Source organism: Pediococcus claussenii ATCC BAA-344, from assembly GCF_000237995.1.
Lineage (GTDB): Bacteria > Bacillota > Bacilli > Lactobacillales > Lactobacillaceae > Pediococcus > Pediococcus claussenii.
Window position 1 is genome coordinate 815,662 of sequence record NC_016605.1, and the last position, 25,147, is coordinate 840,808.

At 36.2% G+C, this 25,147-nt stretch carries 26 protein-coding genes; 23 read left to right on the top strand and 3 right to left on the bottom strand.

Annotation, left to right across the window (positions count from 1 at the left end):
* The first annotated feature begins 145 nt into the window (after positions 1-145).
* The 16 genes from PECL_RS03885 to PECL_RS03960 all read left to right on the top strand — a co-directional run bounded on the left by PECL_RS03885 (position 146) and on the right by PECL_RS03960 (position 16,342).
* Positions 146-358 (top strand): cold-shock protein, encoded by a 213-nt coding sequence (locus PECL_RS03885; RefSeq protein ID WP_014215284.1) that lies wholly within the window; start codon positions 146-148, stop codon positions 356-358.
* Positions 358-906 (top strand): NUDIX hydrolase, encoded by a 549-nt coding sequence (locus tag PECL_RS03890; protein ID WP_041534594.1) that lies wholly within the window; start codon positions 358-360, stop codon positions 904-906. Before PECL_RS03885 ends, PECL_RS03890 begins: the two co-directional genes overlap by 1 nt.
* A gap of 2 nt (positions 907-908) precedes the next feature.
* Positions 909-1,211, top strand: coding sequence for a hypothetical protein (locus PECL_RS03895; protein WP_050899569.1), 303 nt, complete (start codon positions 909-911; stop codon positions 1,209-1,211).
* A gap of 16 nt (positions 1,212-1,227) precedes the next feature.
* A complete protein-coding gene (locus PECL_RS03900) occupies positions 1,228-1,917 on the top strand; it encodes a 5'-methylthioadenosine/adenosylhomocysteine nucleosidase (RefSeq protein WP_014215287.1) in 690 nt (229 codons plus the stop codon).
* Between the two features lie 6 nt (positions 1,918-1,923).
* Entirely contained in the window at positions 1,924-3,072 is a 1,149-nt protein-coding gene (locus PECL_RS03905) for a cysteine desulfurase family protein (RefSeq protein ID WP_014215288.1), read from the top strand.
* A gap of 12 nt (positions 3,073-3,084) precedes the next feature.
* Positions 3,085-3,429 (top strand): DUF1831 domain-containing protein, encoded by a 345-nt coding sequence (locus tag PECL_RS03910; RefSeq protein ID WP_014215289.1) that lies wholly within the window; start codon positions 3,085-3,087, stop codon positions 3,427-3,429.
* Positions 3,430-3,563: 134 nt separating this feature from the next.
* The gene (gene mnmA / locus PECL_RS03915) at positions 3,564-4,694 is read left to right on the top strand and encodes a tRNA 2-thiouridine(34) synthase MnmA (RefSeq protein WP_014215290.1); all 1,131 of its coding nucleotides are present in this window, start codon (positions 3,564-3,566) and stop codon (positions 4,692-4,694) included.
* Between the two features lie 155 nt (positions 4,695-4,849).
* A complete protein-coding gene (locus PECL_RS03920) occupies positions 4,850-5,524 on the top strand; it encodes a histidine phosphatase family protein (RefSeq protein ID WP_014215291.1) in 675 nt (224 codons plus the stop codon).
* A gap of 11 nt (positions 5,525-5,535) precedes the next feature.
* Entirely contained in the window at positions 5,536-6,195 is a 660-nt protein-coding gene (locus tag PECL_RS03925) for a tetratricopeptide repeat protein (RefSeq protein WP_014215292.1), read from the top strand.
* Positions 6,196-8,595 carry an SF1B family DNA helicase RecD2 gene (gene recD2 / locus PECL_RS03930; RefSeq protein ID WP_014215293.1) on the top strand — a complete coding sequence of 800 codons (2,400 nt, stop codon included), beginning with the start codon at positions 6,196-6,198 and terminating at the stop codon, positions 8,593-8,595.
* A gap of 69 nt (positions 8,596-8,664) precedes the next feature.
* Positions 8,665-9,642 carry a ribose-phosphate diphosphokinase gene (locus PECL_RS03935; protein ID WP_041534595.1) on the top strand — a complete coding sequence of 326 codons (978 nt, stop codon included), beginning with the start codon at positions 8,665-8,667 and terminating at the stop codon, positions 9,640-9,642.
* Between the two features lie 78 nt (positions 9,643-9,720).
* The gene (locus PECL_RS03940; protein ID WP_014215295.1) at positions 9,721-10,773 is read left to right on the top strand and encodes an AI-2E family transporter; all 1,053 of its coding nucleotides are present in this window, start codon (positions 9,721-9,723) and stop codon (positions 10,771-10,773) included.
* 79 nt (positions 10,774-10,852) lie between these two features.
* Positions 10,853-11,611 (top strand): DeoR/GlpR family DNA-binding transcription regulator, encoded by a 759-nt coding sequence (locus PECL_RS03945; RefSeq protein WP_014215296.1) that lies wholly within the window; start codon positions 10,853-10,855, stop codon positions 11,609-11,611.
* Positions 11,608-12,531, top strand: coding sequence for a 1-phosphofructokinase (gene pfkB / locus PECL_RS03950; RefSeq protein WP_014215297.1), 924 nt, complete (start codon positions 11,608-11,610; stop codon positions 12,529-12,531). The genes PECL_RS03945 and pfkB overlap by 4 nt, the downstream gene beginning before the upstream one ends.
* The gene (locus PECL_RS03955) at positions 12,531-14,432 is read left to right on the top strand and encodes a PTS fructose transporter subunit IIABC (RefSeq protein WP_014215298.1); all 1,902 of its coding nucleotides are present in this window, start codon (positions 12,531-12,533) and stop codon (positions 14,430-14,432) included. The genes pfkB and PECL_RS03955 overlap by 1 nt, the downstream gene beginning before the upstream one ends.
* A gap of 338 nt (positions 14,433-14,770) precedes the next feature.
* A complete protein-coding gene (locus PECL_RS03960) occupies positions 14,771-16,342 on the top strand; it encodes a C40 family peptidase (protein ID WP_014215300.1) in 1,572 nt (523 codons plus the stop codon).
* Positions 16,343-16,866: 524 nt separating this feature from the next.
* Here PECL_RS03960 and rnjA read toward each other — a convergent pair.
* Together rnjA and PECL_RS03970 are read right to left on the bottom strand one after the other, a co-directional pair.
* On the bottom strand, positions 16,867-18,543 hold the full coding sequence (rnjA, locus tag PECL_RS03965) for a ribonuclease J1 (protein ID WP_014215301.1): 1,677 nt from the start codon (positions 18,541-18,543) through the stop codon (positions 16,867-16,869).
* A gap of 5 nt (positions 18,544-18,548) precedes the next feature.
* A complete protein-coding gene (locus tag PECL_RS03970; protein WP_014215302.1) occupies positions 18,549-18,761 on the bottom strand; it encodes a DNA-directed RNA polymerase subunit epsilon in 213 nt (70 codons plus the stop codon).
* 170 nt (positions 18,762-18,931) lie between these two features.
* Here PECL_RS03970 and PECL_RS03975 point away from each other — a divergent pair, with 170 nt between their 5' ends.
* Positions 18,932-19,402: a hypothetical protein gene (locus PECL_RS03975; RefSeq protein WP_014215303.1), complete on the top strand. Its 471-nt coding sequence runs from the start codon at positions 18,932-18,934 to the stop codon at positions 19,400-19,402.
* A gap of 46 nt (positions 19,403-19,448) precedes the next feature.
* Here PECL_RS03975 and def read toward each other — a convergent pair whose 3' ends face one another.
* Positions 19,449-20,003 carry a peptide deformylase gene (def, locus tag PECL_RS03980; RefSeq protein WP_148265541.1) on the bottom strand — a complete coding sequence of 185 codons (555 nt, stop codon included), beginning with the start codon at positions 20,001-20,003 and terminating at the stop codon, positions 19,449-19,451.
* 85 nt (positions 20,004-20,088) lie between these two features.
* On the opposite strand from def, the gene PECL_RS03985 reads away from it, so the two are divergent.
* The 6 genes from PECL_RS03985 (at position 20,089) to rsmD (ending at position 25,147) form a co-directional block, all read left to right on the top strand.
* Complete coding sequence (locus PECL_RS03985; protein ID WP_014215305.1) at positions 20,089-20,367, top strand: UPF0223 family protein; 279 nt, start codon at positions 20,089-20,091, stop codon at positions 20,365-20,367.
* Entirely contained in the window at positions 20,364-21,140 is a 777-nt protein-coding gene (locus PECL_RS03990) for an inositol monophosphatase family protein (RefSeq protein ID WP_014215306.1), read from the top strand. The genes PECL_RS03985 and PECL_RS03990 overlap by 4 nt, the downstream gene beginning before the upstream one ends.
* Before the next feature lie 91 nt (positions 21,141-21,231).
* The gene (gene typA / locus PECL_RS03995; RefSeq protein WP_014215307.1) at positions 21,232-23,076 is read left to right on the top strand and encodes a translational GTPase TypA; all 1,845 of its coding nucleotides are present in this window, start codon (positions 21,232-21,234) and stop codon (positions 23,074-23,076) included.
* 103 nt (positions 23,077-23,179) lie between these two features.
* On the top strand, positions 23,180-24,337 hold the full coding sequence (locus tag PECL_RS04000; protein ID WP_014215308.1) for an FtsW/RodA/SpoVE family cell cycle protein: 1,158 nt from the start codon (positions 23,180-23,182) through the stop codon (positions 24,335-24,337).
* 4 nt (positions 24,338-24,341) lie between these two features.
* Entirely contained in the window at positions 24,342-24,593 is a 252-nt protein-coding gene (locus PECL_RS04005; protein WP_014215309.1) for a YlbG family protein, read from the top strand.
* A 2-nt stretch (positions 24,594-24,595) separates the two neighbouring features.
* Positions 24,596-25,147, top strand: coding sequence for a 16S rRNA (guanine(966)-N(2))-methyltransferase RsmD (gene rsmD / locus PECL_RS04010; protein WP_014215310.1), 552 nt, complete (start codon positions 24,596-24,598; stop codon positions 25,145-25,147).

The window sequence follows — 25,147 nt, forward strand, 5'->3', positions numbered from 1 at the left end:
ATTGTTGTCCATGCTTAAAAAGCTTTTTATTATGTATAAAATTAAAATAGTTTAGCAAAACGTTTGTCTGTTTTCGGGGTCATGAGTTTACTTATTCTGCTAAGACCTTTAAAATGTTAATTAGTAAACTTTTGGAGGAATTCGCGTGGAAAATGGTGTAGTTGATACTTTTGATAAAGCAAAGGGCTTTGGTTTTATTAAATTAGAGGATGGTAAGCGAGCTTTCGTGCATTATTCAGTTATTAAAACGGACGATGATTCATTTAAAACGCTTGAGGCTGGGGAGCAGGTTCAGATTTTGTCAGCACCCGGTGTTGATGGGCTTGTAGCTCTAGAAGTCATAAGAGGTGACAAGTAATGAACATGGAAGAAGAAGTTGTTAAATCGGATTCTAAATATAAGGGACAGATCATAGATGTTTACAAGCAAACTGTAAAATTACCAAATGGTGAACTCGCAAATCGGGATGTGGTTAAACATCAAAATGCTATTGCAATTCTAGCTTTTACGAATGAAGGAAAGGCAATATTTGAAGAGCAATGGCGCACTCCTGTCGGCAAAACAACAATTGAAATACCTGCAGGTAAAGTTGAAGACGGCGAAACATATTTGGAAACAGCTAAGCGAGAATTAAATGAAGAAGTAAGACTACAATCTGCAGATATTAAAAAAGTTGCTGGATTTTATTCGTCTCCTGGTTTCGCTGATGAATACATGGTTTTATTTACTGCAAAAGATTTATCACCTGTCGAAACCAAGTTACCACAGGATTTTGGTGAAAATTTAAATATCTTTGAATATTCTCTTGATGAAGCGCTCACTGCAGTTAAATTGGGTAAAATTGAAGATGCTAAAACGGTTTTAGCAATTTATTATTGGCAGGCAAACTATCAAGCAGGTGAATGAGAATGAGTGATTTGAACGAAACACGTGAGAGTTACCGAAATACAAAAAAGAATAAAAAACAGACCAGAGCTGCATTTGAAAAAAATAAAATTACTGAAGAAGAACAAGTAGAAAATAACTCAACAAATATTGATGATAGTTCACGTGCAGCTCGGGCAGAACGTTTTCAACAAGAGCAACGAGAAAGTATAGAACAGGCGGCCGAGAATAAGAGTAAGGCTTTGGCTAAAAAGCTGAATATTGCGATAGTTACTTTAGTAATTGCAATCATCGCTGTTTTTTTGATCTTATTTTTTGTTGGATAGTGGGAGAGATTATATAATGAAATATGGTGTTATTTGTGCGATGGAAGAAGAAATTCAATCGCTCTTGGCTAACTTAGAATTAAATAAAAAAACTAACATCCAAGGAATTGAATTTTACGATGGAGTAATTGGTTCGACGCCAGTCGTATTAGTTCGATCTGGAATTGGAAAAGTTGAAGCAGGGATTACAGCGGCACTTCTTGTTACTAATTTTAAAGTTGATGCTGTTATTCATTCTGGTTCTGCTGGTGGAATTGGATCGGGATTAAAAGTTGGAGATGTGGTATTGTCTAGCGAGGTTGCGTACCATGATGTAGACGCAACTGCTTTTGGATATGAGTATGGTCAATTACCTCAACAACCTGCTCGCTTTACAGCAGATGAGAAGTTAATTAAATCTGTAAAAAATGCTGCCAATGAGAATAATTTAAATGTTATTGAAGGGCTAATTGTGACAGGAGATCAGTTTATCGCTAGTAAAGAAGCGACGGATAAGATTTTGAAAAATTTTCCTGATGCATTATGTTGTGAAATGGAAGGTGCTGCAATCGGACAAGTAGCACATCAATTTAAAAAACCATTTTTGGTTATTCGTGCAATGTCTGATACTGGTGATGATGAAGCCAATGTTTCATTTGATGATTTTATCATTGAGGCAGGTAAAAGATCGGCTAAAATGTTATTGAATTTTTTTGAAGAAGGATGATATTTAATGCGTGAAGTATATTTAGATAATGCTGCAACCACACCAACGGATCCGTCTGTCGTTGCAACAATAAGTGATCAGTTAACCAATAACTGGGGAAATGCGTCCAGCCTACATGGCTTTGGACGTAAAGCCAGGGCTGTATTGGATGAATCAAGACAAGTTATTGCAAGTAGCATTAACGCCGATGAGGACGAAATCATTTTTACAAGTGGTGGAACGGAAAGCAACAATACAGCAATTCGCCAAGTGGCTAAAAGATATAAAAGTCACGGTACACACATTATTACAACTAAGATAGAACATCCATCTGTTCTTCGTCCAATGGAACTTTTAGAACGCGAAGGATTTCAGGTTACATACTTAGATGTCGATCAAAACGGTTTGATTAATTTGGACGATTTTAAGAAGGCACTTGATGACCAAACAATTCTAGTTAGTATTATGATGGGCAATAACGAAGTTGGAAGTCATATGCCAATTAAAGAAATTGGAGATATTTTAAAGGATCACCAGGCTATTTTTCATACTGATGCGGTTCAAGCATTTGGTCTTTTGGATATTGACGTTAAAAGAGATCATATTGACCTACTATCAACATCTGCGCACAAATTAAATGGCCCTAAAATGACTGGATTTTTGTATAAAAATCGAAACGTTAATTTTGATAGTTTTATCTTAGGTGGAGAGCAAGAAGATAAGCGACGTGCTGGGACAGAAAATGTTGCTAATATTGCGGGATTTGCTCAGGCAGTAAAGCTTTTGGGAAATGAGCATAAATATGACCTTCAGAAAAAGTACATGCATTTTAAAGAGATAATTATGCAGCAGTTAAAAGCAGCTGATATTGAGTTTGAGGTAAATGGCTCAGTTGATGAAAACAACGTCCAACATGTTTTTAATATTTGGCTGAAGGGGTTATCGACGTATGTTATGCAGACAAATCTTGACTTGGCCGGAATTGCAATTTCTGGTGGGTCAGCATGTACCGCTGGAAGTTTGGAGCCTTCACATGTTTTGACTGCTATGTACGGTTCAAAGTCTCCTCGAATTAGTGAGTCAATCCGAATTAGTTTTGGTAAAATTACAACTGAGGATGATGTTAACTATTTTTGCGAACAATTAATAACAATTATTAAAAGATTAACGAAATAGGAGTGATACTCAATGGCATTTCAAAAATTAGTTCAGGTGGATGGCGATTCAAAAAGTTATGAGATTAACGCGAAGATCAAAAAATATTCTTTGCTTGACTTGGGTTTCGTTAAAACCAACAACGGTGTGTATAATCTGGAACGATCTCTTGATCCGACATCACCATATAATCAAGGCATTAAACTTAAAGTTTCGGTAAGTAAGGATTTGGACGGTTTGAAAATGAGCACAGTAACTGGAAATGGACTTCGTGCGGTTAATATTTTTAAACGAGAGGAAGACCAACCACTCGTAGAGCAATATCATTATTTACTGAACAGCTTGATAGATCGGGAAGTTTTAAAAGTTCACGCATAGTGGACTTTTTTATTTGAATTGGGACCCGAAAACTGTGTAATTACTTTTAATTAGTGCTAGAATTATTGTTACTGGATTTATACGACCTTCAATCGTAGATTCTCCAGAATCTGAAAGAAATGATGGTGATATAGATGAGTGACAACAGTAACACACGCGTTGTTGTTGGCATGAGTGGTGGGGTTGATTCCTCAGTTGTAGCATATTTGCTTAAGAAGCAGGGTTACGATGTTGTTGGTGTGTTCATGAAAAATTGGGATGACACTGACGAAAACGGGTATTGTACTGCCACGGAAGATTATAAGGATGTAGCAAAGGTTGCGGCTAAAATTGGTATTCCTTATTATTCTGTTAATTTTGAAAAAGAGTACTGGGACCGTGTATTTACGTATTTTTTGGATGAATACAAAAAAGGGCGCACACCTAATCCTGATGTTATTTGTAATAATGAGATTAAGTTCAAGGCTTTCTTAGACTATGCAATCAGTCTTGGTGCCGATTATGTTGCAACTGGGCATTATGCTCAAGCAGAACGTGATGAGAATGGGCATCAGCATTTATTGAGAGCGGTTGATGATAATAAGGACCAAACTTATTTCCTTAGCCAATTGAGTGCGGATCAGTTGGATCGTGTTATGTTTCCACTTGGTGGAATGCGTAAGCCACAGGTTCGTGAGATCGCTCATGAAGCTGGACTTGCGGTCGCTGATAAGAAGGATTCAGTTGGAATCTGTTTCATTGGCGAAGAGAACTTTAGAGAGTTCTTGGGTAATTATTTGCCAGCTAAGTCTGGGCAAATGATGACGATGGATGGTAAAGTAATGGGTGAGCATGCCGGTCTTATGTATTACACAATTGGTCAGCGACGTGGACTTGGTATTGGTGGAGGTTCCGAAAATAATGAGCCTTGGTTTGTTGTTGGTAAGGATCTTTCCAAGAATATTTTATATGTTGGACAAGGATTCGAGAATCCTAATCTATATGCAACTCACTTGGATGCCTCTGATATGCATTTTGTTAATAAGCTTGGTGCGGAGCGGGGACATGATTTTAAGTGTACTGCAAAGTTTCGTTATCGTGCTAAAGATGTTCCCGTAACGGTTCATTTTAGTGACGATTTTAGTCAAGTTACTGTTGCATTTGACGAGCCAGCCCGAGCTATAACTCCAGGACAAGCACTTGTTTTGTATGATGGTGATGAGTGCATTGGTGGTGGTATCATTGATGCTGCATATAGTAATGCAAAGCAATTACAATATGTTTAATTAATAATCAAGAGTGAAACATGACAATTTTTTGTTGTGTTTCACTTTTTTATTTTAAATAAAAAGATATTAGTAGAGTGGCAGTATTCTGAAAGACATCTCCTCGCACAAAATGTTAAAATAAAAATTGATTTTATAGAAATAGGGTGTTGAATATGACAAAGTTATATTTTATTCGTCACGGAAAAACGAAATGGAACCTGGAAAGACGGTACCAAGGAGCTAAGGGTGATTCAGAATTGTTGCCATCCAGTTTTGTTGAAATAAAAGAATTGGCATCATTTTTAAGTGAGAATTCATTTAAAAGAATCTACACAAGTCCACTTAGAAGAGCAAGAATTACGGGAAGAACTTTGCAACACGAGCTAGAAGTAATACAAGGTTATCCGACGCCTATCTCGGTCGAAAGTCGCTTGAGAGAGTTTAACCTTGGTTTAATGGAAGGAATGAAGTTTGTCGATACAGAACGTATCTATACACGCGAAGTTGATGCATTTCGAAATCATCCTGACCAGTATGATCCTTCAGACATTCATGGGGAATCATTTCAACAATTAATTGAACGGATGAGACCCGTGATTCAAAGAATAGTTGAGCGTTATCCTTTTAAGGAGGATAAAATAATCATTGTTAGTCATGGAGCAGCATTGAACGCATTAATTAATTCATTATTAGGTATTGATTTAAAGGATTTAAGAAAAAGAGGCGGGCTAGCTAACACCAGTACTACCATCCTAGAAACTACAGATAAGGGCAAGTCGTATACTCTGATTGATTGGAATGATACTTCTTATTTACATAAAAGATTGGATGCAAGCGATTTAATTTAGGGGAGATTAGAATGACAGAGAATAAAAAACAAAATAAAATTGTTCATGAGCTCATAAAAAAAATTGATAGTGATCCCCAAAAAGCAGAAAATTATTTTGATTTATCGGCCTTACTAATCGAACAACAAAGTTTTGATCAGGCAGAAGAGTTGCTGAATAAAGCGTTGGGAAGCGTCCAAGATGCTGACGGAGTTGATTTGATTCAATTTGGCCTTGGAAATCTTTATTATACGCAATCTGAATATGATAAAACAATTCAAATAATGCAAAGGATAAATTCTGAAAAGCTACAACCGGATGCTAATCAAATGATAGCTCAGTCATATTTTGCACAAAATAAGTATCAGATTGCTTTTGCTTTTGCACTAACTGCACAAGAAAAAAAACAACCGAATGATATATCTATTAATAGTTTGTTAGGTGATATTACACTTGCCATGGGTGATTTAGATTCGGCCGAGCATTATTATGATATTGTATTGAGCGGTGATTCTAGAAATGCTAGTTCTTTATTCAATCGTGGAATTATTGAAATGGTTCTCCATGATGGAGGGTTAGATAACCACTTTTTTAAGGATGCAAAGGCATTTGATAGTGAACTATTTGAAAAAAATAAAAATCGATTAATTGATATTGATAGTTTGATCAACAATGGAAGGGATTCTGAATAAATGGCTGAAGAAATTAATTTATTTAGAAATAATGACACGGAAAAGGTATCACAAGCCCACTTAGTTGGTTCGATTGCAGGGATTTTTTTCGAAAGCCCTGATTCTTTTTTTAAGGTTGTTTTAGTTGACGTTGATGAGAATGATTTTGATTGGGAGGAGGATCAGATTGTTGCGACAGGTAGTTTTGCTGACTTACAAGAGGGTGAATCATATAGCTTTATTGGAAGGGTTGTTAACCATCCTAAATATGGACAACAATTGCAGGTGGAAACGTACAGTAGAACTCAGCCAACTAGTTTAGATGGTCTAATTACTTATTTTTCTAGTAGTGTTTTTAAAGGAATTGGGAAAAAAACAGCTGAAAAGATTGTTAATACATTAGGAACTAACGCTATTGACATGATTTCCTCTGATAAAAGTGTATTAAAAGGTTTAGGGTTATCAACGAAGCAACAAGATACAATTTATGACGTGATTAGTCAGTCCGACGGTATGGAAAAAATCATTGCGGGATTGAGTGCATACGGATTTGGAAGTACCATTGCTGCTCGTATATTTAAGAAATATCAAGAAAAAACCCTATCAATCATCGAAGAGGATCCTTATCAACTTGCGATTGACATTGAAGGGATTGGTTTTAAGAAGGCTGATCAACTTGCAAGGCAGTTTGGAATTGGTTTTGACTTTGCTAGTAGAATTGATGCTGGAATTTTGCATGTCATTAATGAGTGGTATAACAATACCGGAAATACATACATTGTTTCGAAAGATTTAGTGATGCAAGTTTCTAATTTGTTGGAAGTGGATGGACAAAATGTTGACCTAGAAAAAATTGCTGACCAAGTTATTGAGTTAGCAAAAAAGGATCGAATTGTTGGGGATGACAATCGAGTATATCTGAAATGGATGTATAATGCGGAATTGATTATTGCAGGTAAAATCAAATTACTTACTAATCAAAAAGACGTTAAAGTACCTGCTGGATTATTTAAAAAGCTTATTCGAAATGCTGAAAAAAAGATTAATGTTAAGTATGATGATACGCAGAGAAATGCCATTTTAAATTCGTTAAAATCACCTATTTCAATTATAACTGGCGGACCTGGTACTGGTAAAACAACTATTATTAAAGGCTTTTTACAGACGTATGCTGATTTACATGAACTTTCGCTAGATCCTAATCAATATACAGACAGTCATTTTCCAATTATGTTGGCGGCACCAACTGGACGGGCAGCTAAAAGAATTACAGAAGTAACAAATGTTCCCGCTAAGACCATTCACCGTTTGTTAGGAATCAACGGTAATGATAGTTTAACCTCTGATGAAGAGCTTGAATTAAGTGGGGGACTATTAATTGTTGATGAGATGTCAATGGTAGATGTTGCTCTTTTTAAAAAACTAATTCAGGCAACAGATACTAGTGTGCAAGTTGTTCTTGTTGGGGATCAAGATCAATTGCCTTCTGTCGGACCCGGACAAGTTTTTCATGATTTAATTAAGAGTGATTGTATTCCAACAGTTAAATTAAATAATGTACACCGTCAAAGTAGTGATTCAACAATTACTGACCTGGCACACGCAATCCAAAAAGGACAATTACCAGAGGACTTTACACAAAATAAAAGTGATAGATCATTTTTTACAGCGCATGCAAATCAGGTAGAGGATATCATTGAACAAGTCGTCGATCGAGCCATGGACCGAGGTTTTAGTAAAGCTGATATTCAGGTGTTGTCACCCATGTACCGTGGTAGTGCAGGTGTTGATCAGTTGAATAAACACTTACAACGGATCATGAATCCGCCGTTACAGCCGAATCCTAAGAAAATAATGGTTAGAGATCAAGAATTTAGAATTGGTGATAAAGTTTTGCAACTAGTTAATGCTCCAGAAAATAATGTTTTTAACGGCGATATCGGCGAAATTGTAGGAATGGTTTCTAAGGGTGCTAATCAGCATATCATAGTTAATTTTGATGAAACTGAAGTGACTTATAGTAAAACTGATTGGAACCAATTAACCTTGGCATATTGCATTTCTATCCATAAATCACAAGGTAGCGAATTTAAGATGATAATAATGCCACTTGTTAATCAGTTTTCAAGAATGTTGCAACGAAATTTGCTGTATACGGGAATTACGCGAGCTTCGTCTTTTTTAATACTATTGGGTGAACAAAGTGCCTATCAAACTGCTGTTGAGCACGTTGCCTCAAACCGTAAAACAACTCTTATTTTGAGATTAACAGGTATCTATGAAGAAGATAGTTCTAGTGAATTAGATGACGGACAAAATGTAAAAGTAGAAGAAAGTAGAGTGAAAGTTAGTATTATTAATAATAATGTAGATCCGATGATTGGCATGAAAGGCATTTCCCCTTATGATTTCATGAATTGATTATTGAAAGAATAGCGAATTATTGGCATAATTACAATGTAAATTCAATTTAAATTAGGAGAATAAATTTTGGCAGATAAAGAGCGACGTATCAAAATATTTTCATTGAATGCTAATCCAGAGTTGGCACAAAAGATTGCAGACGAAGCCGGGGTTTCACTTGGGAAAGCGTCTATAAAGAAATTCAGTGACGGCGAGATTCAGGTTGATATTGAAGAAAGTATTCGAGGTGCTGAAATTTTCGTAATTCAGTCAATTTCGGATCCAATTAATGATTCTTTAATGGAACTTTTGATTATGATTGATGCTTTGCGAAGAGCAAGTGCTAGCCAAATTAATGTAATTATTCCGTATTATGGATATTCACGTCAAGATCGTAAGGCACGTTCACGTGAACCTATTACGGCTAAGTTAATCGCTAACTTACTTGAAATGGATAAAGCAACACGTGTTTTAACCCTTGATCTCCATGCGCCACAAATTCAGGGATTTTTCGATATTCCTGTTGATCATCTAGTGGCAGCACCTTTGTTGGCTAGTTATTTTCTTGACCGTGATTTTGATCCCGAAGAAATGGTTGTGGTTTCACCTGATCATGCCAGTGTATCGAGAGCGCGAACATTGGCTGAAATATTAGGTACTCCCATTGCAATTATTGATAATCGAAATGAAGAATCAATCGAAAGTATCACGGAAATTCCAACAGAGATTATTGGAAATGTGGAAGGCAAAACAGCCATTGTAATCGATGATATGATTGATACTGGAACTAGAATTACAATCTCTGCCCAGGCTTTAAAAAATGCTGGTGCAGTAAAAGTATATGGTTGTGCAACACATCCTATTTTTTCGAAAAGTGCTTCTCAAATTTTACAGAACTCATTATTAGAAAATGTTATTGTTACAGATTCTATTAAAGTTGGTGAGGAGAAACAATTTGAAAAGTTGGTTCAGCTTTCAGTTGGGCCACTGTTTGGAAGTGCGATAAAAATGGTACACAACAATGAGCCACTAGCACCGTTATTCAGAAGCCAATTAAAAAAATAATTTTTAGAAAAAGAGGGCAGCGGATAATCTCAGAAAGATTTTTCGCTGCCTTTTATCTTAACGAATGGGGTGGAGGTTATGGATTTTTTTATTAAACAGTTAAAACGTCGAGAAGTTCAAATGTTTGGTACTTTAGTATTGATGATTTTTGTAATATGTATGGCAAAAAATTTTCTGTCGTTAATACTATTAACAATTATTTTTACTTATATTGGCCACGCTGGGATTAACTTTTTAAGAAAGTGGTTGCACTTAAATCAAGCTATTGGAACAATAGTATTTTATATTTTGTTAATTTCGTTTATTGTTTTTATGATTTCTATTTCGGCTTCGGAATTATACGCACAACTTAAAGGCATACCTAACTTAGTTGAAAAAACAATTGCAAATTCTCCGGCTTTGAGTAAACAGATTGATACTTTAGTAACAAGCTTTACAAAAAATACGGAAGCCGTTAAAAATAGTCAGAGCCTTGCTGTGAGCGGATTAACAAAGTTAGAGCATGTTGGAAGAAGTATTGAACATGTTATCTTAGCGCTATTTTTAAGTTTGATTTATAACTTAACTTTTAACCATCTAATCGAATTTGGACATTCTTTTATGAAAAGTGAGTATTCTAAGTTCTTTAAATATGTGTTTTATTTATCGCAAAAGTTTATAACGATTCTTGGAACCGTTGTTGAAACACAACTGCTTATTTGTTCAATTAATACTTGCCTTATGACAATTGGATTGTGGATCATTGGGGTTCCAAAGTTACTTGTGTTGGCAATTATAGTTTTTGCTTTAGGATTGGTACCAGTTGCAGGTGTTATTATTTCACTGTTCCCATTGAGTGTCATTGCTCTTTCAGCAGGTGGACTGATTCCAATGCTAGAGGTTTGGGTATTAGTATTGATTGTTCATTTATTTGAATCGTATTTCTTACATCCAAGGTTGATGGCCGGAGCAACAGACCTGCCGATTTTTACAACGTTTATTACTTTGATCATCAGTGGTGAGTTGTTCGGCCCATGGGGATTGATAGTGGGAATACCACTGGTGGCATTCTTCCTTGATTTATTTGATGTCCAGTTGCCACACCATCGACAAAAAACGTTAAAGGATACCATTGAAGAAGAAATTGAATAGAATATGAAACATTTTGACCGCATTTGATTGAAAACGATTGTTTTTGATTGAATGCGGTGTTATATTATTTAGGGAGGTTATGAAAGTGCTTACAGAACTTCGAGAACAAAAGATATTACAAATGTTAAACCAAAAGAAAATTATCCGTTTAGAAGAGCTCACTGCATCCACGGGTGCTTCAATAGCCACGATTCGACGGGATGTTAGGAAACTTGAAGATCAAGGCGCATTAGTGAGACTCCATGGAGGGGTCAAGCTAATTGAAGCAAGTTTACAAGAAGAACCCGATTTTAATTCTAAAGCACATGCACACGTTGATGAGAAGGTGCGAGTCGGTAAAAAAGCTGCTCAATTGGTAAAAAGTAATGAGGTTATTTTCGTAGATGCGGGAACATCAACGGAACAACTTGTAAAATATTTAAATCCTAAAATAGACGTATTGGTTGTTACAAATAGCGTTAACATTGCTAATAATTTATCAGAACGTGAAATTGAAACATATATATTGGGAGGAAAACTAAAACTAAGCACGAGGGCCATTACGGGAATGGAGGTTTTAGAGCAAATTTCAAATTTGAACTTTGATCGAGCATTTATTGGAATTAATGGAGTTACTTTAAAGAATGGATTAACGACACCTGATCCTCAGGAAGCCGAAATCAAGAAAATGGTTTTAAAACATTCAAAGAAAGCATACTGCATGTTAGATTATTCAAAGTTTGATACAACAACCTTTGCAAAGGTTGCAGACGTAGAAGAAGTGGAATTAATTGCAGAAAAGTACCCTGATTGGGTGTTAAATAATCAAAATATTCAATATGTAGAGGTAGATAAATGATTTATACGGTAACTCTGAATCCATCAATTGATTATGTTGTTGAGCTTCCCAAAATACAAATGGGTTTAGTAAATCGATTGGAAAAGACGGTTAAGTTTCCTGGCGGAAAAGGAATCAATGTTTCACGAATTTTAAACGAAATGAAAGTTGAGAATACTGCCTTAGGTTTTGTAGGTGGGTTTACTGGTCACTTTGTAACTGAAGCGTTAAGTGAATTAAAGCTTAATATTGATTTTACAGAAATTGCCGATGATACAAGAATTAATGTAAAAATCCATGCAGAAAAAGAAACAGAACTTAATGCAAAAGGGCCCGAAATTTCTGTAGAAGAACTTGAAACCTTTAAAAAAACATTTTTAAAGGTTGGAGCAAAGGATGTTGTTGTTTTTTCTGGAAGTATTCCGGAAAATTTACCACAGTCACTATATTTAGAATTGATTAACATGATCACAGCTGCTGGAGCAGAATTTGCTGTTGATACAACCGGTGAGGCTTTATTAAAAACTTTAGATAAGCATCCAATCATTATAAAGCCAAATAATCATGAGTTGAGCGCGATTGTTGGAAGAAGTCTGAAGTCAGATGATGAAATAGTTGATGCGGCTCGAGAACTAATTAATAAAGGTGCACAGAATGTTCTTGTTTCAATGGCTAGTGATGGCGGAATTCTTGTCACAAAACGAGAGGTATATCGAAGTTATGCACCTAGTGGTCAAGTGATAAATTCTGTAGGCGCTGGGGATTCAATGTTAGCCGGATTTATTGGTGAATATTATCAGAATAAAAATGTTGAAACTGCTTTTAAAAGGGGTCTTGCTTGTGGAAGTGCAACGGCATTTTCACTAGATATTGCCGACAAATTGATGATTAAAAAAGTTTACTCAGAAATTAACGTTAAAAAAGTTAGGAGTGAAAATTGATGGAAATTAAACAATTATTAAAACAAAATTTAATGATCCTAGATTTAAAGGCATCGGATAAGGATGATGCAATTAATCAAATGGTCAATAAATTGTTTAAAGAAGGTATCATAGGGGATAAAGATTCATACAAGGCAGGAATTGTTAAACGCGAAGAGGAGTCTACAACTGGTATTGGCGATGGAATAGCAATGCCTCATGCCAAAGATAAATCTGTTAAGCAAGCTGCAGTTTTATTTGCGAAGAGTAGTGATGGGGTGGATTTTAATTCACTTGATGGAAAACCTGTAGAGTTGTTCTTCATGATTGCAGCACCTGAGGGAGCTAATAATGAGCATTTACAAGCTTTAGCCAAATTATCAAGTCTTTTAATTGATCCTAAACTTGTAAATGACTTGAAAAAGGCTGGTTCGTCAGATGAGGTTTGGCAGTTGTTTGAAAATGCTGAGAAGGCAAAAGAAAAAGAAGATCAGGCTGATTCTTCTAAAATTGAAAGTAGTGAAAAACCTTTCATCGTTGCCGTTTCAGCATGTCCTAACGGAATTGCACACACATATATGGCCGAAGCAGCTCTTATAAAAAGTGCAAAAGAAAAGGGAATTGACATAAAAGTTGAAACAAATGGATCAGAAGGGGTAAAGCATAAATTAACGAAAGATGATATCGAAAGAGCCACAGGTGTAATTGTAACAGCTGATAAAAAAGTTGAGATGGCCAGATTTGACGGGAAAGAACTTTTAAACCGCCCAGTTATTGATGGTATTAATAAATCTGGAGAATTAATTGATTCAATTTTAGCGGACCAAGCTCCAATTTATCATTCAACCGGCGCCGACGGAGAAACAGAATCCACTAGTGATGGTAGTTTTTGGGGTGAAATATACAAAGACTTAATGGATGGAATATCACATATGTTACCGTTTGTTGTTGGTGGCGGTATCATTATGGCAATTTCATTTCTAATTGAACGAAGTGTTCCATCAACAAGTATGTGGTTCACATTTCCAAATCAAATTGGAACATATGCGTTTACATTTTTAATTCCAATTCTGGCCGGATTTATTGCACAGTCAATTGGTGATCTACCAGCGTTGATGCCAGGTTTCATTGGTGGTTATATGGCAACACAAGCTGCAGCAAGTGTTATTCATACTACGAGTGTTGCCGGTTTTATTGGTGGCTTAATCGCAGGTTTTGCAGCCGGAGTAATAGTTAACTGGCTTAAAAAAATATTCCAGTGGGTTCCTAAAAGCCTTGAAGGATTGAAGCCCATGCTAATCTACCCAATACTAGGATTGCTATTAGTAGGCGGTCTAATGTTCTTTATTGTTAATCCAATATTTGCGGGTGTAAATGCATGGGTTACAACATTCTTAAAGGGAATGGGTACAGGGAACGCAGTTTTGCTAGGAACACTTCTAGGAGGTATGATGGCCATTGATATGGGTGGTCCATTTAACAAAGCAGCGTATGCATTTGCTATTGCAGCATATACTTCAACAAAAGATGGTAGTCTTATGGCAGCAGTTATGGTAGGAGGTATGATTCCGCCACTTGCCACTGCCGTTGCAACGACAGTTTGGCCTTCAAAATTCACTGAAACAGAACGTCAGGCTGGAATTTCAAATTGGATTTTAGGTATTTCATTTATTACAGAAGGAGCTATTCCGTTTGCAACAGCAGATCCGCTACGAGTGATTGTGTCAAGTGTAATCGGATCTGCAATTGGTGGAGGACTTAGTCAGTTTTGGAAAGTTAGTGTCCCAGCTCCACATGGTGGTTTATGGGTGATTGGTCTTGCAGATCATAAAATATTCTATGTGGTATCAATAATAGTAGGTGCCTTAGTTGCCGGAACTATAATGGGAATTTGGAAACCAAAATTGAAAAAGGCTGTATAAATTTTCATGAAATGAATAAATGGGTTAAACTTCCTAAAAGAATGTTACTTTAGTTGTAACATTCTTTTGTTTTTGTAACATTGACGTAATGTTACTACAAACTTAGTGAAATAAAGGATTTTAGGATTATTTTTTTATAAAAAAGCTTAAATTTTTTTAAATCTTTTATCCATTGATACAAAAGGGATTAGAAGATATTTATAAAATTGCCTTGTTGAAAAAAGTTGCAATGGATAGGGCACATGCTATGATTATTTCAGTGCAAAAATTACAAAATCAATCTTTTTTGAATAACGAAAAGTATAAAACGCAAATTCTAAGGAGTGAACGAATTAAATATGGTTTCTAATTCAAAATCAAGCAAATCAAAATTATTGTTAGCAGGTGTAGCTGGTGCCGGTTTATTAGTAGCAGGTGGTTCACAAGTTGCAACTCATGCAGACTCAGTTAAAGTACAAAGCAATGACACAGTATGGGCTCTTTCACAAAAGTTTGGTGTTTCAATTAAGAGTATTGAATCATTAAATAATATTAACCCTCAAAGTCATTTAATCTTTACTGGTCAAACCTTACAAGTACCTGATAAAAAAGCTAAAACAGTTTCAGTTAAAAAATCACAATTTTCAAAAGTTATTGTAAAGAGTGGAGACAGTCTTTCAGCAATTGCTAATGAATACGGTGTTTCTGTTGACTCAATCGTTGCAGCAAATAACTTAAATAGCAATCTAATCCATGTTGGTCAAGTACTCTTGGTTCCCGTTGCTGGAACGCCCGCAGCTAATGTTGTTGTACAAACTGTTGTTCAACAACCAGTAGTACAAACACCAGTTGCAAGTGTTGCGCCAGTAAGCTCAGTTGCAAGTCAAGCACCAGTAAGCTCAGTTGCAAGCCAAGCACCTGTATCATCAGTTGCAAGCCAAGCACCTGTATCATCAGTTGCAAGCCAAGCACCTGTATCATCAGTTGCAAGCCAAGCACCTGTATCATCAGTTGCAAGTCAAGCACCAGCATCATCAACAGTTAGTGTTGCACCAGTAAGCTCAGTTGCAAGTCAAGCACCAGCATCATCAACAGCTAGTGTTGCACCAGTAAGCTCTGTTGCAAGTCAGGCACCAGCATCATCAACAGCTAGTGTTGCACCAGTAAGCTCTGTTGCAAGTCAGGCACCAGTATCATCAACAGCTAGTGTTGCACCAGTAAGCTCTGTTGCAAGTCAGGCACCAGCATCATCAACAGCTAGTGTTGCACCAGTAAGCTCTGTTGCAAGTCAAGTACCAGCGTCATCAACAGCTAGTTCAGCAGTACAAACTGAAACGACGGTTTCTAGTGCTGCCCAAACACCTGTAAGCTCAGTTGCAAGCCAAGCACCACAACAATCAAGTGCTGTTCAAACACCAGCTAGCTCTGCAAATAACGAACAAGTTCAACAAAGTTCTGCTGCAAGCCAAGCACCACAGCAATCTAGTGCAGCTGGCCAAAATAGCGCTGCTAGTTCAAGTAGTGCAGCAACTTCTTCAAGTGCAAATAATACTAATGAAAATGCTAACGTATCCGGTTCAGTAACTTCTGTTGCTCGCCAGTTAGCTAATAACACAATTCCTTATGTATGGGGAGGTAAGACTCCTGCCGGATTTGACTGTTCTGGTTTTGTTTCATACGTATATGCACATTCGACTGGTCAATATCTTCCTAGTTATACTGTAGCTATGGAAAGCTATGTTACTGACAAATCTGTATCTGCAGCAAACCCAGGAGATTTACTATTCTGGGGCGAACATGGTAGCACATGTCATGTTGGAATTTATCTTGGTAATAACCAATTTGCTGCTGCACCACAACCTGGTGAGAACGTTCAAGTTGAATCACTTTCATCATACTTCTACCCAAGTTTTGCTGGTTCAGTAAACTAAATTTAAATAAAGGCTACCGTTTTGTTTATAAACGGTAGCCTTTTTGTTTTGGTTCTATGTCAAATAGTATTGATGAGTAAAATCAGGGGAATCGATTCATTTACGAATTGGTTTTCTTTTTTTGCTACAAGGTTTAAATTGAATTATGATTCGATCTCGCAAATGTTGTCAATTGGCTATAACCATAACCAGTTTGAATAATACATCTAAATTTCTTATTGATGCCCTTTACACGACTGTTAGAGTATGGTGGTCTTAATTGTTTTTAATAACGTATCTAAGGCGAGTTGGGATTTAATGAAAGTTTGTACAATGTCTGTGCTGGAATAGTTTCTACTGCTCTAAATTTATTTTTATCGATGTTATTGGGCATCATAATGGGTAGAGTCAATGATATTTTGTTCACACCACTATATATTCATAGAGTTTATTTTTCATTAATTTTGGAAGTTAAATATTGTTGAAGAGTCTAAAAAGAGTTGCAACAAAACAAGGTTTTGTTGCAACTCTTTTTAATTGTTATATCATTCGGTGATAATCATTGGAACAACCATAGGATGGCGTTCAGTTTTATCAAATAAGAATTCCTGTAAATCGTCAATAATTGCACGATTTATTGATGCTTCATTGGCATGTGGTGACCTGATGGCATTGCGAATTGTTTGAAACATTAATCGTCGACCTTCATTAATTAGTTCGCTAGATTCCCGCATGTAAACAAAACCGCGAGATAAAATATCTGGACCAGCCGTGATCATCTTTGTTTTTAGATTAATTGTTGCAACAACAACCACTAAACCTTCCTCTGATAACAGTTGTCGATCTCTAAGCACTGCGTTACCGATGTCGCCAACACCGTTACCGTCCACATAAACGTCACCAGCGTTAAAGTGGCCAGCTCTGCGTGCAGACTCTTTGGTTAGTGCTAGCACGTCCCCATTGGACATTATGAAACTATGGTCAAGAGGGACATCACAATCTCTTGCTAATTCTGTGTGCACTTGTAGCATGCGATATTCACCATGAATTGGCATGAAGAATTTTGGCTTCATCAAACGGAGCATTAGACGTTGTTCATCTTGTCCACCATGACCGGATGTATGAATATTGTTTACTTTTCCATGAATGACTGTAGCGCCAGCTTCTTCAAGTTCGTTGATAACACGATTTACACTAGTTGTATTACCAGGAATCGGATTACTTGAGAAAACAACAGTATCATCGGGTTCAATTGAAATTTGACGATGAGTGCCATTGGCAATCCTACTTAGAGCAGCCATTGGTTCACCTTGCGAACCTGTACACATGATTAAAACTTGGTCATTGGGAAGATGTCTAATTTCTTCGCTATCTACGAGAGCCTCATCGGGGATGTCCAAGTAACCTAGCTCACGACCGTTTACAAGCGCGGTCTCCATAGAACGACCAAAAACGGCAATTTTTCTACCATGTTTAATAGCAGCTTCAGTGGCCATTTGGATTCTTGAGATGTTTGAGGCGAATGTTGCAAATATAATTCGACCTTGCACTTCGTCGAAAATTTTTCGAATGGACTTTCCAACCCATTTTTCGGATTTAGTAAATTCATCGCGTTCAGCGTTTGTACTATCTGACATTAAGAGAAGAACACCTTCAGCACCTAATCGAGCCATTCTCTGAAGGTTAGGCGGCTGATGAGTGATTGGTGTAAGATCAAACTTGTAATCACCAGTCTCTACAATAACACCGGATGGGGTATGGACAGCAACTCCAAGGGTATCAGGAATGGAGTGGGTAGTACGGAAAAATGAAACACTTGTTTTTTGAAATTTTAAAACAGTGTCTTCATTTATTTCATGAATCTCAGTTGTTTTAACCAAGCCATGTTCTTCTAGCTTTCCTCGAATGAGGGCAGCAGCTAATGGACCGGCATAGATTGGAACATTGATTTGTTGTAAAAGAAACGGAATTCCGCCAATATGATCTTCGTGTCCATGGGTGATCACAAGAGCTTTAATTTTTTGTTGGTTAGCCACTAAATATTGGTAATCTGGAATTACATAATCGATCCCTAATAGTTCGTCTTCAGGAAATTTGATACCGGCATCAACTAATATAATTTCATCTTGGAATTGAATACCATAAGTATTTTTTCCAATTTCATTTAAACCTCCGATAGCATAAACTGAGGTTTCATTATTTTTAATTTTAATTTTGTTCATATTGTTTAGTACTCCACTAATTTATAGCTAGCACTTTGTTGTTCATATTCTAGGGCATTTCCTTCTAAAAGTTCCACTTGTTCAACATTAAACGAGTTGTTATTCTCAACACGAGCAATTGCCTCGGACTTGTTAGTAGCGTCAATGTACAAAGAATGTGTGTTTTCGCGCTTAGGCATAGCAGCCTTACTTTCTTGATAATATACTTTATAAATCATAAAAAACCTTCCTTATTTTAAATTGATCTAACATTTTTAAATTGGTTTAACAAAAAATTATTCCGTTCAATTAGTTGTCCCGCACAACGCATCTTACAATATTCTAGCATATGGCCTTTAATAATGCTATGTAAGAGCAATAATGTTAATATAATCGAAGAGGTGATTATATGGTCATTATAATTTGTGTGATCTTACTTTTAATCTTGTTCGGAATGTTAATGGTTTACATGCGTAATTTAAGACGGAAAAAGTCATCCAAAATTGTGATCGAGAATGGCAGACATGCTGTGGATTTGGCAATGCGTGATTTAGTTCAGAAGGATGAAATAAAAGAGTGGGGTTTACAAGAGGTTCATTCTGGAAAATCTGTGGCGGATGTTTGGGGAAACCTCGTGTTAGCATATAATTACAAATTTCCAATTGATCATGATTTATCAGATAAACAGAGTAAAAATTTAAAAGAGTTAATTGATGGCTATTTTATCGAATATTGTCAACAAAACAGATTGTTTTGGGAGGGGAAGCCCTCATTGGTTGTTTCAGATCTTTGGAGTCGGGATAACGTTCTTGAAATAGATGTTGCCTATGTAGTTAATCTAGCAACATCTGATTATCTAAAAGATTTAAATAGGTTATGAAGGTATACAAAAACGGAAAAGGCATAATAACCCTTTCCGTTTTATATTATCCGATTAAAATTGCATTGTCTGCAATTGAAAGTGGATTTTCCTTATTAATATGGTCATAGAATAGTGTTCCTTTTAAATGATCAATTTCATGCTGACAAACGATCGCAGGATAATCTTTTAATTTCAAGGTTTGGGTTTGGCCCTCCAAGTTCTGGTATCTAATAGTGATACGGTCCTGACGGGGCACATATCCAGGAATTTCTTTATCAACAGATAAACAGCCTTCCCCTTCATCTAGCGCGGCAACTTGAACGGATTGACTAATAATTACCGGATTGATCAAAACTTCCTCCAAATCAATCTTTCCTTCGGCACCTGGTACAAGAACAGCAGCCATTTGAAGGGATAGGCCAATCTGGGGAGCAGCTAGGCCAACCCCTGCGCGAAGATGATATTTTTCAGCAATTTTTGGATCTTGACTATTTTTTAAGTATTCCATCATGTCGTTGGCAGCCTTTTTGTTTTCGGCAGAAAGTGGAAATTCAACTTTCGCAGCACGTTTTCTAAGTACTGGATCACCATCGCGTGTTATATTATTCATTTTAATCAAATTAAGTACCTCCTGTTGTATACTATTTAATAATAATATAATTGGTGACTTTATTTCAAATTAAAATGTAGGAGGGCGTATTTTAATGAAAGAAAACTTTTCGTATCCGCTTAATGAAGATTGGAATGTGCAAGAGATCACAGACGTTGTAGATTTTTTTAGTTTGATTGAAAAAGCTTATGAAAGCGGCGTTGCAAGAACAGATATGCAGAAAAAGTATGATCTATTTTTACGTGTTATTCCAAATAAGAGTGAACAAAAAAGAATTTTTCGGGAATTTAGAAATAATTCTGGTTTAGAGGCTTACACTGTAATAAAACAACTAAGTAATGACGTTAAAAGGATAAGGATTGATAATGTATGAATAAAGAAGAACTTAACAGAATAAATAAAAATGTTGTAAAAATTATTAAACAAGATCGAGAATTTTTAATTGAAAAAATGGCTGGTGATTTTGAGGTGCAAAAGAAGACCAGTCGTCGTGATTTAGTGACCAGCCTTGATAAATTAAACCAAAAAAAATTAAAAGAAGAATTATCTGAAGTTTTAGAAGCAAATTTTTTGGTTGAAGAGGGCGATGCAGCTAATAATCCCGTGTCAACATCAGGTTTAATCTGGGTAATTGATCCAATTGATGGTACTCTCAATTTTGTAAAACAGCGTGATAATTTTGCGGTTATGATCGCTTTGTATGAAGACGGTGAACCCCTTTTAGGCTATATCATCGATGTTGTTCAGAATATTTTGATCGCCGGTGGACCTGATATAGGTGTGACACTGAACGGAAAAGAGTTACAGCAACCCGAAAATGTTTCTTTAGTAAATGGTTTAGTGGGATTAAGCGGACCAATGTTAGCGCATAATATGTTTAATTTTGTTAGTATCCAAGAGGCCAGTTTAGGAGTACGGGTAATTGGAAGTGCTGGAATTGAATTTATGAGGGTTCTTTTAGGAAAGCAGGTTGCCTATGTTTCAAATTTGCATCCTTGGGATTTTGCTGCCGGAAGAGCTTTAGCAATTGCACTTGATTTAATGACAACCAATCTTGACGGTAAAGCGCCGAATATGCTAAAATCAAGCGTTGTGTTAGTAGCTACTAAGAAAGCTCATGCGGATATACTCGACCTGATGGATTAAGTAATTTCCACTGTGACGGCAAGGTCACAGCTTTTTTTATGTTTAAAACGCATTTTTAAATAAAAAATTAAAGTGAATAGGGAGAATTGATTTGAAACTTAGAGAAGACATTCGAAATATTGCCATTATCGCTCACGTTGACCACGGTAAAACAACATTAGTTAATGAATTATTAAAACAATCAGACACATTGGACGAACACGTTCAAATTGAGGATCGTGCTCTTGATTCTAATGCAATCGAACGTGAACGCGGAATTACAATTTTATCAAAGAATACAGCGGTTCGTTATGGTGATAAACAGATTAATATTTTAGATACACCAGGACATGCTGACTTTGGTGGTGAAGTTGAACGAATCATGCGAATGGTTGATGGAGTTTTGCTTGTTGTTGACGCTTTTGAAGGAACAATGCCACAAACACGTTTCGTTTTAAAAAAGGCTTTAGAACAACACTTAACACCAATCGTTGTCGTTAATAAAATTGATCGACCAGGTGCACGTCCTAGCGAAGTTGTTGATGAAGTATTGGATCTATTTATTGATCTGGGGGCTGATGAAGATCAGTTAGAATTCCCGGTTGTTTATGTATCAGCACTTAATGGGACTTCAAGTTTTTCTGATGATCCTGAAGATCAAGAACATACTATGAAGCCGGTTTTTGACACAATTGTTGATACTATTCCTGCTCCTGTTGATAACAGCGATGAACCGCTTCAATTCCAAGTTGCCTTGTTAGATTACAACGATTTTGTTGGTCGAATTGGAATCGGACGAGTATTTCGCGGCAAGATTAAGGTTGGAGATAATGTTTCGGTTCTGAAGTTAGACGGAAGCAAGAAGAATTTCCGAGTAACTAAATTATTTGGTTACTTTGGTTTGAAACGTTTGGAAATCAATGAAGCCAAAGCTGGAGATTTGATTGCAATCTCTGGAATGGAAGATATCTTTGTTGGTGAAACGGTTGCAGACGCTGAACATCCAGAAGCACTACCAATTTTACGAATTGACGAACCAACGTTACAGATGACATTTCGTACAAATGATTCACCATTTGCTGGAAAAGAAGGAAAATTTGTTACTTCTCGACAACTTGAGCAACGTCTAAAGACAGAGTTGCATACTGATGTTTCATTGCGTGTTGAAGATACTGACGATCCAGGTGCTTGGACAGTTTCCGGTCGTGGGGAACTTCATTTATCAATTCTAATTGAAACACTTCGTCGTGAAGGCTTTGAGTTGCAAGCATCACGTCCAGAAGTTATTTATAAAGAAGTTGATGGACAATTGAGTGAACCATTTGAAACAGTTCAAATCGATACTCCTGATGAGTATACTGGTTCCGTAATTGATTCTTTATCTCAACGTAAGGGTGAGATGCAGAATATGGAAACTACTGACAATGGGCAAACTCGTTTAACATTTATCGCTCCATCACGTGGTTTAATTGGTTATTCAACTGAGTTTCTTTCAATGACACGTGGGTATGGAATTATGAACCATACTTTCTCAAGTTACATGCCTGTAATTAAGAACTGGAACCCTGGACGTCGTAATGGTACTTTAGTTTCGATTAACTCAGGTAAGGTTACTACTTATGCTATTATGGCTGTTCAAGATCGTGGATTAATCTTTACTGACCCTGGTACAGAGGTTTATGAAGGTATGATTATTGGACAAAACAGTCGTGATAATGATATCTCAGTAAACATTACCCGTGGACGTAATCAAACTAACGTTCGTGCTGCTGGATCTGAAGATATTGCAAAGGTTAAAGCTCCATTACACATGTCACTAGAAGAATCATTAGAATTCTTAAATGAAGATGAATATTGTGAAATCACACCAGAAAGTATTCGTTTGCGTAAGCAAATCTTGAATACAAATGAGCGTGAAAAGGCTGCTAAGCGTCGTAAAATGAGCGGCAGAAAATAAGATTTTGAAAAGAGGGTGAAGTTTCACTCTCTTTTTATTTTATAATAGAATTTTTGGGATATAATAAAAGGCGTGACAAAAATACATTTTAGGATGATTCTTTGTGTTAAAAAAACTTAGATATATTGATTATTGGGTGTTGATACCATATTTAATTTTATGTGTATTTGGTATTATCATGGTTTATTCTGCGAGCGCAGATTATTATATAATAGCGAATGGAAAAAGTGCTTTTAGCTTTTTAATGAGGCAAATAGCTTACGTATTAATGGGTGTATTAATAACATTTATAACCTTTCAATTGAGGTTAGAAGTGTTTAGGGGCAAAAGATTTATCAAATATTTTACGGCAGTAATGTTTTTAGCGTATTTTTATTTGATGTTTTTTGGTCGGAATACCAACGGAGCTACCGGATGGATTTTTATTGGTCCAATTAGTATTCAACCATCGGAAGTTTTAAAACTATTTTTTATTTTATATCTTTCAAATATTCTGACTAAGCATCGCGATCGCCTAGAAATCGATAATGATATTATGTCGTTTTATCGAAGCCCGATAGTAATGGTTTTTATATTTGTCATTTTGACTTATTTACAACATGATCTTGGGGGCTCTGCAATTAATTCAGCAATCGCACTGGTAATCTTTTTTGCAGCTGGTGTTGACTACCGCAAGGGAATTGGAATTATCTTTGCTGGAATTGCTACAGGTGTATTTTTCTTGATGGCGGTTGCGTCACGAATCAATATTAATACCTCAAACTATATGCTACAAAGAATTGTTGGTTTTGCGCATCCTTTTGAGTTGGCTAAAGGAGCAGGAAATCAGCTAGTTAATTCATATTATGCATTGGGTAATGGAGGAATATTCGGAGTAGGTTTAGGAAATAGTATTCAAAAGAAGGGTTATCTTCCGGAAGCTAATACTGATTTCATAATGTCAGTAGTTGCAGAAGAATTAGGATTGATCACGGTGATCTTAATTATAGGATTGTTGTCATTGATTATTTTTAGAGCTATCATTTTAGGGATCAGAGCTAATAGTATGTATCAAACCATGATTTGCTATGGTATTGCAACGTATTTTACCGTTCAAACGTTTTTTAATGTTGGTGGTGTAATAGGTATGCTTCCGATCACTGGAGTTACATTTCCATTTATTAGCTATGGTGGTTCTAGTATGGTTGTTTTAACTGTATGTATTGGTCTTCTGTTAAACATAAGCGCAACACAGGAAAGAGAAATTAAACTGAGGAAGTAATTACATGGAATTTAATCAGCGAGAGAATATTACGGTTTTTATCTCGAATCTGAAAAAGGTAAACCAACTTAAAAGGTTTGGTAGCCTTTTTTATGTTTCTAAGGAACAAAAATATGCCATTCTTTATACGGATCAAGCGAATGCAGTTGGAACAGTTCGCAAGATTAAAAGTTTAAATTTTGTTAAGTCGGCATATATTTCTCCAAGGTCAAAACTAAAAACAGTATACAGAGATGATGATATGTTGGAGGGATAACTATGCGAATAGTATCTGGTGATTTTGGTGGTCGGCGTTTAACAGCGGTTCCAGGAACTAAGACTAGACCAACTACTGATAAGGTTAAGGAAGCAGTTTTCAACGTGATTGGACCTTACTTTGATGGTGGGCTAGTGTTGGATCTTTTTGCAGGTAGTGGTGGACTAGGCATAGAAGCAGTTTCCCGTGGAGCAGATCACGCGTATTTAATTGATCGGCAGTTTGCTGCAATAAAAACTATTAAGTCAAATATAGCAGTAACTAAACAAGAAACTAAATTTTCGGTTCTAAAGTCAGATAGCCATAAGATTCTAGATAAGTTTAGTAGGGATGGCCTTAGTTTTGATCTGGTTTTTCTAGATCCGCCCTATGCCCAACAAAAAATTGAAAATGATATCCTTAAAATGGAAAATTTGAATTTATTGGGAGCAGATGCCAAAATAATTTGTGAAACTAATTTAGAAACAGTGTTATCAGATAAAATTGGACAGTTTAATGTTAGTAACATTAAAGAATATGGCATTACAAAAATTACTGTTTATCAGAAAGGTTAA

What these genes read in the sequence shown, in the direction of transcription:
- PECL_RS03890 (WP_041534594.1), top strand. Translation starts at nt 358, where the DNA reads ATGAACATGGAAGAAGAAGTTGTTAAATCGGATTCTAAATATAAGGGA.
- PECL_RS03895 (WP_050899569.1), top strand. Translation starts at nt 909, where the DNA reads ATGAGTGATTTGAACGAAACACGTGAGAGTTACCGAAATACAAAAAAG.
- PECL_RS03900 (WP_014215287.1), top strand. Translation starts at nt 1,228, where the DNA reads ATGAAATATGGTGTTATTTGTGCGATGGAAGAAGAAATTCAATCGCTC.
- PECL_RS03905 (WP_014215288.1), top strand. Translation starts at nt 1,924, where the DNA reads ATGCGTGAAGTATATTTAGATAATGCTGCAACCACACCAACGGATCCG.
- PECL_RS03910 (WP_014215289.1), top strand. Translation starts at nt 3,085, where the DNA reads ATGGCATTTCAAAAATTAGTTCAGGTGGATGGCGATTCAAAAAGTTAT.
- mnmA (WP_014215290.1), top strand. Translation starts at nt 3,564, where the DNA reads ATGAGTGACAACAGTAACACACGCGTTGTTGTTGGCATGAGTGGTGGG.
- PECL_RS03920 (WP_014215291.1), top strand. Translation starts at nt 4,850, where the DNA reads ATGACAAAGTTATATTTTATTCGTCACGGAAAAACGAAATGGAACCTG.
- PECL_RS03925 (WP_014215292.1), top strand. Translation starts at nt 5,536, where the DNA reads ATGACAGAGAATAAAAAACAAAATAAAATTGTTCATGAGCTCATAAAA.
- recD2 (WP_014215293.1), top strand. Translation starts at nt 6,196, where the DNA reads ATGGCTGAAGAAATTAATTTATTTAGAAATAATGACACGGAAAAGGTA.
- PECL_RS03940 (WP_014215295.1), top strand. Translation starts at nt 9,721, where the DNA reads ATGGATTTTTTTATTAAACAGTTAAAACGTCGAGAAGTTCAAATGTTT.
- PECL_RS03945 (WP_014215296.1), top strand. Translation starts at nt 10,853, where the DNA reads ATGAAAGTGCTTACAGAACTTCGAGAACAAAAGATATTACAAATGTTA.
- pfkB (WP_014215297.1), top strand. Translation starts at nt 11,608, where the DNA reads ATGATTTATACGGTAACTCTGAATCCATCAATTGATTATGTTGTTGAG.
- PECL_RS03955 (WP_014215298.1), top strand. Translation starts at nt 12,531, where the DNA reads ATGGAAATTAAACAATTATTAAAACAAAATTTAATGATCCTAGATTTA.
- PECL_RS03960 (WP_014215300.1), top strand. Translation starts at nt 14,771, where the DNA reads ATGGTTTCTAATTCAAAATCAAGCAAATCAAAATTATTGTTAGCAGGT.
- rnjA (WP_014215301.1), bottom strand. Translation starts at nt 18,543, where the DNA reads ATGAACAAAATTAAAATTAAAAATAATGAAACCTCAGTTTATGCTATC.
- PECL_RS03970 (WP_014215302.1), bottom strand. Translation starts at nt 18,761, where the DNA reads ATGATTTATAAAGTATATTATCAAGAAAGTAAGGCTGCTATGCCTAAG.
- PECL_RS03975 (WP_014215303.1), top strand. Translation starts at nt 18,932, where the DNA reads ATGGTCATTATAATTTGTGTGATCTTACTTTTAATCTTGTTCGGAATG.
- PECL_RS03985 (WP_014215305.1), top strand. Translation starts at nt 20,089, where the DNA reads ATGAAAGAAAACTTTTCGTATCCGCTTAATGAAGATTGGAATGTGCAA.
- PECL_RS03990 (WP_014215306.1), top strand. Translation starts at nt 20,364, where the DNA reads ATGAATAAAGAAGAACTTAACAGAATAAATAAAAATGTTGTAAAAATT.
- PECL_RS04005 (WP_014215309.1), top strand. Translation starts at nt 24,342, where the DNA reads ATGGAATTTAATCAGCGAGAGAATATTACGGTTTTTATCTCGAATCTG.
- rsmD (WP_014215310.1), top strand. Translation starts at nt 24,596, where the DNA reads ATGCGAATAGTATCTGGTGATTTTGGTGGTCGGCGTTTAACAGCGGTT.